This is a genomic window from Cellulomonas avistercoris, from assembly GCF_014836445.1.
Classification (GTDB): domain Bacteria; phylum Actinomycetota; class Actinomycetes; order Actinomycetales; family Cellulomonadaceae; genus Cellulomonas; species Cellulomonas avistercoris.
The window spans coordinates 67542-82515 of record NZ_JACSQV010000015.1; the positions used below are offsets into that span (position 1 = coordinate 67542).

At 75.3% G+C, this 14974-nt stretch carries 16 protein-coding genes and 1 pseudogene; 9 read left to right on the forward strand and 8 right to left on the reverse strand.

The window, feature by feature from the left end; translation table 11 throughout:
- From H9657_RS19450 to msrB, 3 genes and pseudogenes are all read right to left on the reverse strand, one after another.
- A pseudogene (locus H9657_RS19450) lies at positions 1 to 155 on the reverse strand (MarR family transcriptional regulator); the annotation flags it as partial.
- 67 nt (positions 156 to 222) lie between these two features.
- Positions 223 to 987: a nuclease-related domain-containing protein gene (locus H9657_RS15970; protein WP_191784416.1), complete on the reverse strand. Its 765-nt coding sequence runs from the start codon at positions 985 to 987 to the stop codon at positions 223 to 225.
- A gap of 141 nt (positions 988 to 1128) precedes the next feature.
- Positions 1129 to 1569 (reverse strand): peptide-methionine (R)-S-oxide reductase MsrB, encoded by a 441-nt coding sequence (gene msrB, locus H9657_RS15975; protein WP_191784417.1) that lies wholly within the window; start codon positions 1567 to 1569, stop codon positions 1129 to 1131.
- A gap of 183 nt (positions 1570 to 1752) precedes the next feature.
- On the opposite strand from msrB, the gene H9657_RS15980 reads away from it, so the two are divergent.
- The 6 genes from H9657_RS15980 (at position 1753) to H9657_RS16005 (ending at position 7521) form a co-directional block, all read left to right on the forward strand.
- The gene (locus H9657_RS15980) at positions 1753 to 3768 is read left to right on the forward strand and encodes a putative bifunctional diguanylate cyclase/phosphodiesterase (RefSeq protein WP_318241550.1); all 2016 of its coding nucleotides are present in this window, start codon (positions 1753 to 1755) and stop codon (positions 3766 to 3768) included.
- Between the two features lie 126 nt (positions 3769 to 3894).
- Positions 3895 to 4569: a TasA family protein gene (locus H9657_RS15985; RefSeq protein WP_191784418.1), complete on the forward strand. Its 675-nt coding sequence runs from the start codon at positions 3895 to 3897 to the stop codon at positions 4567 to 4569.
- An 8-nt stretch (positions 4570 to 4577) separates the two neighbouring features.
- Positions 4578 to 5288, forward strand: a complete 711-nt coding sequence (locus H9657_RS15990) for a signal peptidase I (RefSeq protein WP_318241551.1) — start codon at positions 4578 to 4580, stop codon at positions 5286 to 5288.
- Positions 5272 to 5481, forward strand: coding sequence for a hypothetical protein (locus H9657_RS15995; RefSeq protein WP_191784419.1), 210 nt, complete (start codon positions 5272 to 5274; stop codon positions 5479 to 5481). The genes H9657_RS15990 and H9657_RS15995 overlap by 17 nt, the downstream gene beginning before the upstream one ends.
- 97 nt (positions 5482 to 5578) lie before the next feature.
- Positions 5579 to 6766 (forward strand): LLM class flavin-dependent oxidoreductase, encoded by a 1188-nt coding sequence (locus H9657_RS16000; RefSeq protein WP_191784420.1) that lies wholly within the window; start codon positions 5579 to 5581, stop codon positions 6764 to 6766.
- A gap of 137 nt (positions 6767 to 6903) precedes the next feature.
- Entirely contained in the window at positions 6904 to 7521 is a 618-nt protein-coding gene (locus H9657_RS16005) for a CE1759 family FMN reductase (protein ID WP_191784421.1), read from the forward strand.
- 22 nt (positions 7522 to 7543) lie between these two features.
- On the opposite strand, the gene H9657_RS16010 is transcribed toward H9657_RS16005, so the two are convergent.
- On the reverse strand, positions 7544 to 8305 hold the full coding sequence (locus H9657_RS16010; protein WP_191784422.1) for an endonuclease/exonuclease/phosphatase family protein: 762 nt from the start codon (positions 8303 to 8305) through the stop codon (positions 7544 to 7546).
- 107 nt (positions 8306 to 8412) lie between these two features.
- Between H9657_RS16010 and H9657_RS16015 the strand changes: the two genes are divergently transcribed.
- Complete coding sequence (locus tag H9657_RS16015) at positions 8413 to 9090, forward strand: nucleotidyltransferase family protein (RefSeq protein WP_225215454.1); 678 nt, start codon at positions 8413 to 8415, stop codon at positions 9088 to 9090.
- A 56-nt stretch (positions 9091 to 9146) separates the two neighbouring features.
- Positions 9147 to 9926: an aldo/keto reductase gene (locus tag H9657_RS16020; protein ID WP_191784423.1), complete on the forward strand. Its 780-nt coding sequence runs from the start codon at positions 9147 to 9149 to the stop codon at positions 9924 to 9926.
- 248 nt (positions 9927 to 10174) lie between these two features.
- On the opposite strand, the gene H9657_RS16025 is transcribed toward H9657_RS16020, so the two are convergent.
- From H9657_RS16025 to H9657_RS16040, 4 genes are all read right to left on the reverse strand, one after another.
- Positions 10175 to 11218 carry an alcohol dehydrogenase catalytic domain-containing protein gene (locus tag H9657_RS16025; protein ID WP_191784424.1) on the reverse strand — a complete coding sequence of 348 codons (1044 nt, stop codon included), beginning with the start codon at positions 11216 to 11218 and terminating at the stop codon, positions 10175 to 10177.
- A gap of 54 nt (positions 11219 to 11272) precedes the next feature.
- Complete coding sequence (locus tag H9657_RS16030) at positions 11273 to 11995, reverse strand: GNAT family N-acetyltransferase (protein ID WP_191784425.1); 723 nt, start codon at positions 11993 to 11995, stop codon at positions 11273 to 11275.
- A 26-nt stretch (positions 11996 to 12021) separates the two neighbouring features.
- Positions 12022 to 13287, reverse strand: a complete 1266-nt coding sequence (locus H9657_RS16035; protein ID WP_191784426.1) for a prealbumin-like fold domain-containing protein — start codon at positions 13285 to 13287, stop codon at positions 12022 to 12024.
- A 242-nt stretch (positions 13288 to 13529) separates the two neighbouring features.
- A complete protein-coding gene (locus H9657_RS16040) occupies positions 13530 to 14360 on the reverse strand; it encodes an alpha/beta fold hydrolase (RefSeq protein WP_191784427.1) in 831 nt (276 codons plus the stop codon).
- A gap of 185 nt (positions 14361 to 14545) precedes the next feature.
- Between H9657_RS16040 and H9657_RS16045 the strand changes: the two genes are divergently transcribed.
- Complete coding sequence (locus H9657_RS16045) at positions 14546 to 14974, forward strand: MarR family winged helix-turn-helix transcriptional regulator (protein ID WP_191784450.1); 429 nt, start codon at positions 14546 to 14548, stop codon at positions 14972 to 14974.

Sequence of the window (14974 nt, forward strand, 5' to 3'; positions counted from 1 at the left end):
GGCCCGGCGGGGCGCGCGACGGCGGCCAGCAGCAGGTAGGCGGACGCGTCGAGGTCCGGGTGCACGGTGCGCGCGAGTCCCGCGGAGGCGGCACGCGCGCGGCGCATGAAGAGCCCGAGCTCCCGCTCGACGCGCAGGACGGGATCGTCGGTCATGCGCTCATCCTGGCAGGCGGCGACGTGCGCGGGACGGGACCCGGGCCCTGCCCGACCGCAGGACGGCTCAGCGCGCCCAGGTGGTGCGACGGCGGGCGACCTGCGCGACAGCGGAGACCCGCGCCGGCTCCAGCCGCGCCGGCAGCCGGCGGAACAGGTTCGGGACCTCGTGGCGCGCGATGACCAGGATGTCCTGCGGCGGGTCCTGCACGTCGCGCTCGAGGTCCCCGGTGATGACGAGGACGGCGTGCACGGCGACCCCGGCGCACCCCGCGGACTGCAGCAGCCCCTGGACGCGGGCGGCCTCGAGGCGCGCGTCGCGCAGGTACGGCACCGAGCGGCCGTCGACGTGCATCGTGCGGGACGTGGCGCGGACGTGGCTGTCCGGGTGGCGTCGCTCGGTGACGGTGAAGATGCCGCCCGGACCGACCAGGAGGTGCTCGACGACCGTGCCCTGGCGGCCCAGCGGGACGTCGTGCACGGCCTGCCAGCCGTCGTCCGCGAGGCGGTCGAGGCGCGAGCCCACCGGGCTGCCGCGCTCGTCGCGCGGCCGGTCGTCCTCGGCCCCGCCGAGCCACGCCTCCATGCCGGCGCCGTCGAGCGCGTCGATCGAGGCGAGCTCGGAGGTGACGGGCAGGACCAGCTCCGGGACGTCGGAGCGCAGGTAGGCCTGCGCGGCACGCCGGACCCGGGCCTCGAGGACCGGGTCGTCGGCGACGACCTCGCCGGACTGGAGGTCGACGGACCCCACGCGCGCACCCGTCTCGTGCGTGACGTAGAGACGGTCGGCACCGTACCGCCGCCATCGCCGAACTGTCAGGACCTCGTCCACCTCCGCATTATCGGCACGCGGTGGCCCTCACTTCAGTCCCGTCCACGGGCGACTTCCGGGCGGGGCGGCGTGTCGCGGCGTGTCGTCACCCCGTCGCCCGTCCCGTCCCGGCGCCGCCTCACCTCCGGGTGACGCGCACCCTCACGCGCCCTCGGGCGACGCGGGTGCTGCCGCCGTCGGCTCGAACGTGAGGCTGACCGAGTTCATGCAGAAGCGGTCGCCCGTCGGCGTCTGCGGGGCGTCGTCGAACACGTGGCCCAGGTGCGAGCCGCAGCGTGCGCAGCGCACCTCGGTGCGCACCATGCCGAGCGAGCGGTCGGTGACCAGCTCGACGCGGTCGCCCGCGAGCGGGGAGAAGAAGCTCGGCCACCCGCAGTGCGAGTCGAACTTGGTGTCCGAGCGGAAGAGCTCGTTGCTGCACGCCCGGCAGCGGTACACGCCCTCCCGGTGCTCGTCGAGCAGCGCACCGGTCCACGGGCGCTCGGTGCCGGCACGCCGCAGCACCGCGAACTCCTGGGGCTCGAGCTCGAGCGACCACTGGTCGTCGCTCTTGGTCACGGGGTAGGTCCGGGGGTCGGTCACGGTGGGGCTCCTTCCGGCACCGCCCGCGCGGCGGCACCGTCGGGGTCAACACCCGACATTCACCCGACGTTCCCGACCGTCCCGGACCGACGTCCAGCCCGGCGTCTGTGCCAGGTGCACGTCTCGACATACGCTGGCCGCGAGGTGCCCGTCACACGGGTCCGTCCGAACCGCGAGGTGCACGTGCCAGCTGGTCGCCGTCGTCCGAGCCCCACGCGCCGGTTCGCCGTCGTGAGCCTCGTCGGCATGGTCGTGGTCGGCGTCGCCCTCGTGCTGGTGACGTCGTCGCAGATGCGCGACCAGGCGGTGCGCGACGGCACGGGCTCCGCCTCGCGGATGGCGGGGTTCACGGCCGGCGTCGTGCCCTCGACCGCGTTCGTGACGGGTGTCCTGTCGGCCGACGAGCGCGCCGCGGTGGCGTCGGCGACGCGGGGCTTCGGCGACGGGCTCGTCGAGCTGCGGCTGTGGAGCACCGACGGGCGGCTCATGCACTCGTCCGACGCGGCGACGACGGGTCTGCCGAGCGCCGACCGCCTCGCGCGCGTCATGGCGTCCGGCGTGCCCGACGCCGTGGTCCAGCCGGACGTGCGCGCGGGCGACGCGGCCACGGACGAGCGGACGGTGCTCGACGTCTACGTGCCCGTGCGCCTCGCGGACACCGCGACGCCCGACGCGCAGCCCGACGTCGACCCCGGGTCGGCGGTCGGGGCCGTCGAGGTGATGCTCGACCACACCGTCGCGCAGGAGACGCTGCGCACCGCCACCCGCACGGTCACGCTCGTGGTCGTCGGGAGCCTCGTCCTGCTGTGGGTGCTGCTGTTCCGGATCGTGCACTCGACGTCGCGCCGGCTGCGCTCGACGGCGCTCGACAACGCCCGGCTCGCGCTGCTCGACTCGCTCACCGGCCTGCCCAACCGGCGCCTGCTCGCCGACCAGATGCAGCGGGCCATCGAGAAGGCCGCGCACGACGACGCGCGCGTCGGCCTGATCCTGCTCGACATCGACCGCTTCAAGGACATCAACGACACGCTGGGGCACGACCACGGCGACGAGCTGCTGCAGCAGGTCGCCGAGCGGCTGCGCCACGCGCTGCGGGACGACGACGTCGTCGCGCGGCTCGGCGGTGACGAGTTCGCGATCCTGCTGCCCGACGTGCGGACCGTCGCGAACGCCGAGCGCCTGGCGCAGCGCGTGCGCGGGCTGTTCACGCGGCCCTTCGAGCTGAGCGACATCGCGCTGCACGTCGAGACGTCCATCGGCGTCGCGTGCCTCCCGGACCACGCGGCCGACGCGTCGGCGCTCATGCGCACCGCGGACATCGCGATGTACGCGGCCAAGCACCACCGCACCGGGGTGAGTGTCTACTCCCCCGCGGCGGACGACTCCTCGCCCGCACGCCTCGTCCTGCTCGGCGAGCTGCACCGGGCGCTCGAGTCCCGTGACGACCCGGGCGTGGTCCCGGAGCTCGAGATGCACTACCAGCCGAAGATCGAGCTCGCGTCGCAGCGGATCGTCGGCTTCGAGGCGCTGATCCGCTGGCGGCACCCCACCCGCGGGCTGCTCCCGCCCGGCGCGTTCGTGCCGCTCGCCGAGCAGTCGGGCCTCATCCACCGCGTCACCGAGTTCGCGCTCGAGGAGTCGGTGCGCCAGCTCGCGCGGTGGCACGCGGCGGGCCAGGCGGTGCCCGTGGCGGTCAACCTATCGGCGCACGACGTCGCGAGCCCGGTGGTGGTCGACGTGATCGAGGCGCTGCTCGCGCAGCACGACGTCGACGCGTCGCTGCTCGAGGTCGAGATCACCGAGACCGCGCTCGTCGCGGACCGGACACGCGTCGTCCCGGTCCTGGAGCGGCTGGCAGCCCTGGGCGTGGGCGTCGCGATCGACGACTTCGGGACGGGCACGACGTCCATCTCGCAGCTGCGCGACCTGCCGGTGGTCGAGCTCAAGATCGACCGGGTGTTCGTCGCGGACCTCGGCGAGGGCGGGCGGGCCGGGTCCGAGGTCGTCGTGCAGGCGATGGTGGACCTGGCGCACTCGTTCGGGCTGCGGGTGGTGGCCGAGGGCGTCGAGGACGAGCGGACCGCGCGCACGCTGGAGCGGCTCGGCGTCGACCGCGCGCAGGGCTACCTGTGGGCGCGGCCGGCGCCCGCGAGCGCGCTCCAGCCGCCCGGAGACCATTCGCTTCACCCGATCGGGTGAACAGAAGGTGAGTTCCCTCAAGTCCGGGGGCGTCGACGACGATGCCGACCGAAGAGGGTGGATCGGGCCCGGACGCAGGGACAGGACCAGGGGACGCGCGAGCGGCCCGCAGGAGGGACCGCAACGATGATGGACGAGCTCCTCGAGGACATGATCGACCCCGCCCCGTCGCGCCAGGAGGTCGCGCGACGACGCCGGGGCTGGGCCACCGGGTCGATCCTGGTCCTGGCCGCCGTGGGCGTGACGTCGCTGACGACGTCCGCGCTCTTCACCGACCAGGACTCCCTGACCGGGACGATCAGCACGGGCACCGTGGTGCTGACCGCCGACGGCGCGCAGTTCACGATGCCCGTGGGCGGCCTCGCGCCCGGCGGCTCGGTGGTCGCGCCGCTGACGGTGGACAACGCCGGCTCGCTCGAGCTGCGCTACGCCGTGAGCGTGTCCGCCGCGACGACGACGCCCGAGACGGGCACCGCCGGGTCGGGCGACCTGCGCACGCAGCTGCGCGCACGCGTCCTGCAGGACGCGGCGTGCACGCTGGACAGCAGCGCCGCGGCGACCGTGCTCGGGGACACGCAGGAGCTGGTCGACAGCGAGTTCGGGCTGCCGTCCGCGCTGACCGCGATCATGGGCGACCCCGCGACGGGCGCGCAGACCGGCGACCGCGTGCTCGCGGGCGTCACGGGCACCGAGACGCTGTGCGTGCGGGTCGACATGTCGCGCGACGCCGACAACACGTTCCAGAACACGGCCGCCGAGCTGACGTTCCAGCTCGACTCCGAGCAGACGGTCAACAACTAGAGCGTGCCGTGACCTCGCTGGACCTGGGCCCGGAGCCCTTCGTCGACCGCCGCGCCCCCCGGCCGGCGGTCCGGCGGCGCGCACCCCGGTGGCGACGCGTGACGAGCACGGCGCTGTGGACCGTGGTGGTGGTGGGTGTGCTGGCCTACCTGACCTCGCTGGCGGTCCCGCTGTGGTTCCAGGCGCAGGGTGAGCGCCTGCTGATCGTCACGTCCGGGTCGATGGCCCCGCAGTTCGTCGCCGGCGACGTCGTGGTGCTGCGGTCGGTCTCGGACGCCTCGGAGCTCAAGCCGGACCTCGTCGTGGCGTTCCAGCCCGTCGGGTCGCCGCACCTGGTCACCCACCGCATCGTCTCGTTGCACCTGCTCCCGGCGATGGAGGAGGTCCGGGACGGGTCGGGCCGCATGGAGCCCATCCTCGACGAGGCGGGCGAGCCGATCCTGCAGCCGTACATCCGGACGCAGGGCGACGCCAACGCCAGTCCCGACGCCAACGCGACACCCGTCGAGCGCGTGCGGGGCGTCCTGCTGCAGGTGCACCATGGCTGGGGCTCGGTGCTGGCGTGGGCCACGTCGGCGCAGGGCCGCGCCGTGATGCTCGTGCCGCCCCTGCTGGCGCTCGCGACGCTCGAGGTGCTCTCCGTGCTGGAGGGGCGACGCCGTGCGGCGCCCGTGCGGCGACCGGCGGAGGACAGGAGGGTCGATGCGTTCGTCGAGTGAGGCGTGGTGGCGACGCGCACCCGAGTCGCGCGGGACGTGGGTGCGGCTCGCGGTCCTGCTGCTGCTGGTGGGGCTTCTGCTGCTGCCGCCTGCCGTCGAGCTGACGGGGGCGCTGCTGACCGGGACGACGCAGACGACCACCGTCGTCTCGACCGTGCCCGAGTTCGCCGAGGGCGACGCCGCCGGCGGGTGACGGACGTCGTGCGGCGCGCCGGAATAGGTGTGCCGGCGGCAGGGTTGAGGCCAGACATCGATGCAAACGCATCGATTCTGACGAACGAGGTGCACCCATGCAGTTCGGGATCTTCTCCGTCGGTGACGTGACCACCGACCCCACGACCGGCCGGACCCCGGACGACACCGAGCGCGTGCGCGCCATGCTGACGATCGCCGAGCACGCCGACGCAGCCGGGCTCGACGTCTTCGCCACCGGCGAGCACCACAACCCGCCGTTCGTGCCCTCGTCCCCCACGACGATGCTCGGCTACCTCGCGGGCCGCACCAAGAACATCGTGCTGTCCACGGCCACCACGCTCATCACCACCAACGACCCCGTCCGCCTGGCCGAGGAGTACGCGATGCTCCAGGTCATCGCCGACGGCCGCATGGACCTCATGATGGGCCGCGGCAACACCGGGCCCGTGTACCCGTGGTTCGGCAAGGACATCCGCCAGGGCCTGCCGCTCGCGATCGAGAACTACGCGCTGCTGCGTCGCCTGTGGGAGGAGGACGTCGTCGACTGGTCCGGCAAGTTCCGCACGCCGCTGCAGGGCTTCACCTCGACCCCCCGTCCGCTCGACGGCGTCGCACCCTTCGTCTGGCACGGGTCGATCCGCTCGCCCGAGATCGCCGAGCAGGCCGCCTACTACGGCGACGGGTTCCTCCACAACGCGATCTTCTGGCCCATGGAGCACACCGCGCAGATGGTGCACTTCTACCGCCGGCGGTACGAGCACCACGGCCACGGCCGTGCGGACCAGGCGATCGTCGGCCTGGGCGGGCAGGTCTTCATGCGCAGGAACAGCCAGGACGCGTGGAACGAGTTCCGCCCCTACTTCGACAACGCCCCGGTCTACGGCCACGGCCCGTCGATGGAGGACTTCACGCGCGAGACGCCGCTGACCGTCGGCAGCCCCCAGCAGGTCATCGACCGCTACGGCGCCTTCTGGGAGCAGGTCGGCCACTACCAGCGCCAGCTGTTCCTCATGGACCACGCCGGCCTGCCGCTCAAGACCGTCCTCGAGCAGATCGACCTCCTCGCGGAGGAGGTCGTGCCCGTCCTGCGCCGCGAGGCCGAGTCGCGTCGTCCCGCCGACGTGCCCGCGAACCCGCCGACGCACGCCGAGCGCGTCGCCGCCGCACGCGCCGCCGGGCGCGTCCACGAGCAGCAGGCCGCGGCCGCGGACCACTGGACGGGCAAGGCGGCCGAGGACGACCTCGCGGCCGCCGAGGCCGCCGGCGCGACCACCCTCCCCTGAGGCAGGCTGGATCGCACTCTCACCGCAAGGGTGCGATCCAGCCCCCCCCCGCCCCCCTCCCCCGCGAGAGAGCAATCCAGCCACCCCCCGCGAGAGAACGATCCAGTCCCGCCCAGCACGTCCCCAGGAGGACCCCCGTGACGTCCCGATCGATCGTCGTCGTCTCCGGCGGGCTGTCGCAGCCGTCGTCGACGCGCATGCTCGCCGACCGCCTCACCGAGGCGACCGTCGCCGACCTCGCCGCCCGCGGCATCGACACGGTCGTCGAGGTGGTCGAGCTGCGGGGACTCGCGCACGACGTGGTCGACATGACGCTGAGCGGCTACGCGCGGCCGGAGCTCGCCGCCGCGCAGAGCGCCCTGGCCGGTGCCGACGGCGTCATCGCCGTGTCGCCCGTGTACGCAGCCTCCTACGCCGGCCTGTTCAAGTCCTTCGTCGACGTCCTGGACCCCGAGACGCTGCGCGGCACCCCCGTCGCGCTGGGCGCGACCGGCGGCACCGCGCGGCACTCGCTCGCGCTCGAGCACGCGCTGCGGCCGCTGTTCGCCTACCTGCAGGCCGACGTCGTCCCGACCGCCGTGTTCGCCGCCACGGACGACTGGGCCGACGCCGGCACCGACCAGGTCAAGCCGCTGCCCGCCCGCATCGCCCGGGCGGCGGCCGAGCTCGCCGCACGCGTCGCGGCGCGCGAGCCCGTCACGCGCGCGGGGCTCTACGACGCCGTGCCGTCGTTCGAGGACCTCCTGGGCGGCTGACGCCGGCGGCGCACGCTCGTGGTCAGCGGTGGACGTCGACGACGAGCGCGCGATGGTCGGACAGCCCCAGCGCGAGAGCCTGGCCCGGGCCGCTCGCGTGCACGCCCGGGCCTGCCAGCACGTGGTCGAGCTGACGCACCGGCTCGTCGACCGGGAACGTGGGGGCCTGGACGAGCGACCGCAGCCCCGACAGCCGTGCCGGCTGCTCGCCCGCGAGGTTGAGGTCGCCCATGACGACCGTCGCGCCCGGCAGCGTGCGCGTCTCGCGGACCAGGTGCCGCAGCTGGCGCACGTTCCAGCCGGGGATGAACGTCAGGTGCGTGCCGACGACGGTCAGCGGCCCCCGCTCGTCGTCGACGACGGCCGCGAGCGCGGTGCGCGGCTCGTCGCGCACCAGCGCGGGCCAGCGCGCGCCGGGGAAGCGGACGGGGGTGCGCCGCCGCAGGGTCGGCAGCGTCAGGACGTGCCACGCGCGCACCGGACGTCGCGACAGCAGCGCGATGCCGTAGGCGGCCGTGTCGGGCTGCTCCTCCCCGGTGCCCGCGACCCACAGGCCGGGCTCGCCGTGCAGGGTCGCGACGAACCGGTGGTGCGAGGCGCCCATCGCGTCGGCGGCGACGGCCGTCAGGTCGGCACCGTGCGAGCGGCTCTGGGCGCGGTCGACCTCCTGCAGCGCCAGGACGTCCGCGTCGAGGCGTCGCACGGCGTCGGCGAACCGGTCGAGGTCGACACGGCCGTCCGCGGGCGAACGTCCGTGCAGGATGTTGAAGGTGGCGAGCCGCACCCTGCGATTCTCACCGGCCCTCCGCCGCGCCGCACGGCCACGCGCCCGCAGCGCACCCCCGGGCCGCCCGACGAGCGCTCCCGCGCGGTGCGGTGTAGACACCCTGCATGCACAACCCGACGACGACACCGCTGACCGGTGCGGCGCCCCCGCCGCTGCCCGCCCCCACCGGGGCGGAGACCCCCGACGACCGCGCGGCGCTGCAGGACGGCCTGCGCCGGACGGCCGTCGCGCTGCTCGACGCCGAGATCCCGTTCGCGCTCGTGGGTGGGTACGCCGCGTGGGCCCGCGGTGCGCCCGAGCCCAGCCACGACGCGGACTTCGCGGTCGCCGAGGACGACGTCGACGCCGCGCGCGCCGCGCTGGCCGCGGCCGGTCTGGACGTGCAGCAGCCGGCCGAGAACTGGCTGTTCAAGGCGTACCACCACGGGCAGCTCGTCGACGTGATCTTCCGGATGGTCGGTGAGCCGGTCACGCGCGAGCAGCTCGCACGGGCCGACCAGCTCGAGGTGCTGGCGGTGCGCATGCCCGTGCTGCCCGCGACCGACATCATCTCGGCCAAGATGCGCGTGCTGGGCGAGCACTACTGCGACTTCACCTGGCTCCTGCCGATGGCGCGGGCGCTGCGCGAGCAGATCGACTGGGACCGCGTGCGCGAGGAGATCGACGGGCAGCCGTACGCCCGGGCCTTCATGTTCCTGGCCGACGAGCTCGGGCTGACCGGCCACCCGGGCGAGCGCCTGGCCGCGGCACCGGGACGCTCGGACCCCGGCACGGAGGAGTGACGCCCGACGCGCGCCGCCGACCTGCGGGGACGCGCACGTCCGGAGAGGATGGACGCATGCCCGACACCACCACCCCCACCCTGCCGCTCCCCGGCGGCGCCATCCCCGTCCTCGGCCTCGGCACCTGGCAGTCGGAGGGCTCGGACGCCGAGCTCGCCGTCAGCGCCGCCCTGCAGCTCGGCTACCGGCACGTCGACACCGCGACCGGGTACGGCAACGAGGCGCAGGTCGCCCGCGCGCTCGCGACCCGCGGCATCGACCGGGACGACGTCTTCCTGACGACCAAGCTGCCGCCGGACCACGCGGACCGCGTGCGGCAGACGCTCATGGAGTCGCTCGCCGCGCTCGGCACCGACCACCTGGACCTGTGGCTCATCCACTGGCCCCCGGGCAAGCAGGCCCGTCCCGACGTCTGGGAGGAGCTGCGGCGCGCGCGCGACGAGGGGCACGTCCGCTCGATCGGGGTGTCGAACTACTCGATCGCTCAGATCGACGAGCTGATCGCGGCCACCGGCGAGGCGCCGGCGGTCAACCAGATCCCCTACTCCCCTGTCGACCACGACGCCGCCCTGCTCGCGGCGCACCGTGAGCGCGGCGTCGTGGTGGAGGGCTACAGCCCCCTCAAGCGGACCGACCTCGGCGCCGAGCCGATCGTCGCGGCGGCACGCGCGCACGGCGTGACGCCCGCCCAGGTGGTGCTGCGCTGGCACCTCGAGCACGACGTGGTCGTCATCCCGAAGTCGGTGCGGCCCGAGCGGCTCGAGGAGAACCTGGGGGTGCTCGGGTTCACGCTGAGCCCCGACGAGGTCGCGGCGATCGACACGCTCGGACGCTGAGGAAGGCCGCCGGCTGCGTCCGCCGAGAGGCGGGTCGGAGCCGGCGTGACGATGGTCGCGCTCCCACTCCGCACGTGCTCGCCGCTGTCGCGATGCGACCGGCGAGCACGTCGGGTGCTCGGCCTACCGAGGAACCGGACCCGTGTCCTGCGTTCGGCGTCACGCCGTTGTGCCGCCGACGCAAGGTCTACCCCACATCCGGACGTGACGTCAACCACACCCCACGCCACGACCCACGCCGCGTCACCTCAGGGGACGACGACGGTCATCCCGGCGGTGGCGGCCGACGGCAGCGAGGCGAGCGCCCGGGGTGCGTCGTCGAGGCCGATCGTGCGCCCGACCAGCATCGCCGGCGCGAGGTCCCCGCGGGCGATCGCCGCGAGCATCGCCGGGTACTCGTGCGCGGCCATCCCGTGGCTGCCGTGCACCGACAGCTCCCACGCGAGCACGCGGTCCATCGGCAGGGCCGTCCTGGCGTCGTCGCCCAGCAGCAGCCCGACCTGCACGTGGCGTCCGCGGCGGCGCAGCGCGAGCACGCCGGTCAGCGCGGTGTCCGCACTGCCCAGCGCGTCGAGCGCCGCGTGCGCGCCTCCCCCGGTGGCCTCGACGAGCCGCTCCGCGAGCACCTCCGGCGCGTCGTCGCGCGGGTCGAGCGTCACGTGCGCGCCCGCGGCACGGGCGGCGGCGCGCGCGGCGGGCGACGGGTCCACGGCGACGACGTGAGCGCCGGCCGCGACGGCGACCATGACCGCCGACAGGCCGACGCCGCCGCAGCCGAGCACGGCGACCTCGTGGCCCGCGCGGACCGCGCCGTGCACCGTCACCGCGCGGTACGCGGTCGCGAACCGGCAGCCGAGCGCGGCCGCGGCGACCGGCGTCATCCCCTCCGGGACCCGCACGAGGTTGGTGTCCGCGTGGTCGAGCGCGACGAGCTCGGCGAACGAGCCCCACTGCGTGAAGCCCGGCTGGGTCTGGTGCGGGCACACCTGCTGGTCCCCGCCGCGGCACGTCGCGCACGCGCCGCACGCCATGACGAAGGGCACGGTGACGACGTCGCCGACCGACCACGCGCGCACGTCCGGGCCCACCTCGACGACCGTGCCGGCGAGCTCGTGACCGGGGACGTGCGGCAGCGTCACGCCGTCGTCGTGCCCCTGCCACGCGTGCCAGTCGCTGCGGCACACGCCGGTGGCGCCGACGCGCACGACGACGCCGTCGGGCGGGCACGAGGGGTCCGCGACCTCCCGGACCTCCGGGAGGACACCGAACTGCTCGATCACCAGCGCGCGCACCCGACGATCCTCCCGCGCGGAGGGCGGGCGCGGCGCACCGGCGCGCGGACCGCGTCAGTCGGAGGGCTCCAGGTGGCGACGCGGTACGCCGACCCGGTCCGCCGCGGGCGTCATCGGGGGCGCGAGCCGGGTCAGCGCGCCCACGCGCCCGACCCCGTAGCGCAGCCGGCGCGCCGCGGCGTCGCCGAGCGCCGTGCGGACCCCGCCCGCCCACAGGCGCGGCCACCCGCGGGCCGCCGTCGCACCCTCGGCGGTGAGCAGCAGGACGGTGGCCACGCCGCGCCGTCGGTGCACGGGCGCGACGTAGATCTCGCGGATCTCACCGGTCGCCGCACGCCACCGCACGGCACCGACCTGGGGCGCCGACGCCAGCCGCAGCCGCGCGGCGTCCGCCTGGGTGACGACCGCACCCGGCTCCACGTGGGCCCCGAGGGCCTGTGCGCGCGCCGCGACGTCCGCGTGCGCGAAGGCCACCAGCTCGGCCACGACCGGGTCGGCGTCCCGCTCCACGCGCTCCACCAGCACCAGCGGCGTCGCAGCCGCGAGCCGCTCCGCCAACGGCTCGGACCGGACGAGCTGCCACGTGTCGGCGCGCACGGCGACCCGGGCCAGACGGTCCTGCGTCAGCGCGCGACCGGGCGGGAGCTCCGTGACGTCGACGACCGACCGGTCCGGCCGCTCGTGCGAGGCGATCGCGTGCACGACCACCGTGCCGGCGTCACCGGTGCCCTGCGCACCGGGGCCGCCGGGCGGCAGCACCGAACGTGCCCACCACACGGGGACCCGGTCGCGGCCGGGCGCCCTCACACGCGACGCCCGGCCCGCCGGGCGGTGAGCAGGACACCGAGGCCGAGCGCGACGAGCGCGGCGGCGGCACCGGCCAGCCGCGCGGGGTCCGCACCGGTCGCCGCGAGGGCGCCCGCCGCGGGCGCGGCCGTCACCGGCGCAGCGACGGGTGCGGGCGCGGCGGGCACCGGCGCGGCGGGCGCGACCGGCGCGGCGGGCACCGGCGCGACGGGCACGACCGGCGCCACGGGGACGACCGGCGCCGCGACGGCACGCAGGACGACGAGCTCGCCCGTCGGCACGTCCGCCTCGGCGGTCGTGCCCACGGCGGCGGCCGTCACCGGCACGACGTCCTCCGGCAGGACGAGGCCGGACGGCACGCCCGTGACGCGCACCTGGTACGTGGCCGGCACGACCTGGCCGAAGGCGAGCCGGCCGGCCGCGTCGGACGTGGCGGTGGCGAGCAGCACGAGCCCGTCGGGCTCCGGCGCGACGCGCAGCGCCATCTCGGGCGCGGGCGCCGGCGCGAGTGCGCCCGTGCCTTCGGCGCCCCACAGCTCGGCGGTGACACCGACGACCGGCGCACCGGTCTCGTCGACGGCCACCATCTCGAGCACGCGGTACGCCCGCACGACCTCCGGGGCGAACGTGTAGCTGCAGAAGCCGAACGCGGCGTCGGTGGCCAGGCAGGGGCCGAACGTCTGCGACGCCGGACCCGCGAGCATCGCGCCCTCGGGGAGGGACACGACGCGGGCGGTGGCCGTGAGGCTCCCGGAGAAGGTCCACGAGTCGCTCGGGAGCACGCCGTACTCGTCGAGCGTGCCGGTCGCCTCGGGCTCGGGGCCCGTGCCGACGTGGTCGAGCTCGACGACCGTGCCCGCGAGCGGCGCACCGTCCGGGCTCCACGCGCCGAACCCCAGCTTGCCCGTCCCGTAGCAGCCCTGGACCGTCGTGGCACAGTCGGCCTCGTCCGCCGGGGCCACCTCGTCGGCCGGGGCCACCTCGTCCGCCGGGGCCACCTCGTCGGCGGGCGGCACCTCGTCGGCGAGCAGCGCGGCCGGAGCGGCCGCGGGGACGAGCTGGTCGACCTGCTCCTGCGCGGGCAGCACGATCGGGGCCTCGGGCTGGGCGACGTCCTGCGCGGCGGGCGCGTCGGTCGCCAGCGCCGCGGCGGGCGTGGACCCCAGCAGGGCGGCCGCACCGAGGACGACGAGGGCGGTGCCGCGACGCGCGCGGGTCGCGGTGGGGGCAGCCGCGGTGGCGGCAGGACGCAGGGGACGCACAGGGGACCTCTTGGCTTCGGGGACCCGACCGCGGCAGGGTCGTACGGGACGGCAGCGGGGTGCGCTGCACCTGATCATGCGTGCAGGTGGCAGCCGGGCCGTGGCCCCGCGCCGCCCGTTCGCCCGTCAGAGGGCGCGCGTCACCCGTCCGCGCCCGGGTGCCGGCCGGGACCGGCACGAACCGGGCACGCCGGTGCGGCGCCCCGCCGGGCGCCGCCCCGGCGGCCTCGCGGCGCCCCGCGTCAGGCGGCGCGGAAGCCCCGCAGCGCCGCGGTCACCTCGTCCGCGTGCGTCCACAGCAGGCCGTGCGGCGCCCCCTCGACCTCGACGTAGGTGGCCTCGGGCAGCAGCGCGGCGAACGGCCGGCCGGTGGCGTCGATCGGCAGGATCCGGTCGGCGGTGCCGTGCAGGATGAGCGTCGGGACGTCGATCTTCGCGATGTCGTCGCGCAGGTCGGTGTGCCATGTCGGGACGACGGACCAGGCCGCCCACGGTGCCGAGCCGGCCGCGACGGACCACGAGCCGCGCACCGCCGCCTCGCTGATCCGCGAGCCGAGGTTCTCGTCCAGGTTGTAGAAGTTGGCGAAGAACTCGTCGAACCACGCGAAGCGGTCCGCGCGCGCGCTCGCGGCGATGCCGTCGAACGCGCTCTGCGGCAGCCCGTGCGGGGTCTGCTCGGTCTGCAGCAGGAAGGGCTCGATCGACGCGAGGAACGCCGCCTTGGCGACGCGCTCGGAGCCGCGGGTGCCGAGGTAGCGACCGACCTCGCCCGTGCCCATCGAGAAGCCGACGAGGACGACGTCGCGCAGGTCGAGCGTCGTCAGGACCGCGTCGAGGTCGGCCGTGTAGGTGTCGTAGTCGAAGCCCTCGGTCGACTTCGTGGAGCGGCCGAAGCCCCGCCGGTCGTAGGTGATGACGCGGTAGCCCGCCTCCAGGAGGGCCACGGTCTGCTTCTCCCACGAGCTGCCGTCGAGCGGGTAGCCGTGGATGAGCACGACGGGCTGCCCGGAGCCGTGGTCCTCGTAGTAGAGCTCGACGGTCTGGTCGGTCGCGGTGCTGGTGATGTACGGCATGCCCCTGCCCTCTCCTCGTTTCCCGGGCGGTGGCCCGGGCGCCGGTGCCCCCTCGGTTCATCGGGAACGATTACATCGTGCACGTTCTAGTTGTGCGCGTCAAGATCTCGCCTAGACTCGGTGCCGTGAACGACGCCCCACGGCCCGACGACGCGCGGACCCCCGACGACATCTCGCTCGCGACGATGCTCTGCTTCGACCTCTACTCGGCGTCGCGCGCCATGACGTCGGTGTACCGCGGGCTGCTCGACCCGGTCGGTCTCACGTACCCGCAGTACCTCGTGCTCGTGGTGCTGTGGACGCGGGGCGAGCAGACCGTGCGCCAGGTCATCGACGTCCTGCACCTCGACTACGGGACCGTCTCGCCGCTGCTCAAGCGGCTCGAGGCGCGCGGGCTCCTCGAGCGCCGCCGCCGCGCCGACGACGAGCGCTCGGTCACGGTCGCCCTCACCGACGAGGGGCGCGCGCTGCGCACGCAGGTGGCGCACGTGCCCGGACGCGTCGCGGCCGCGTTCGGACTCGACGCCGACGAGCTCGCCGAGCTCACGCGCCTGCTCGCCACCGTGAACCGCACGGCCCCCGCGCACGCGCCGGGCCCCCCGCCCGCGGCCTGA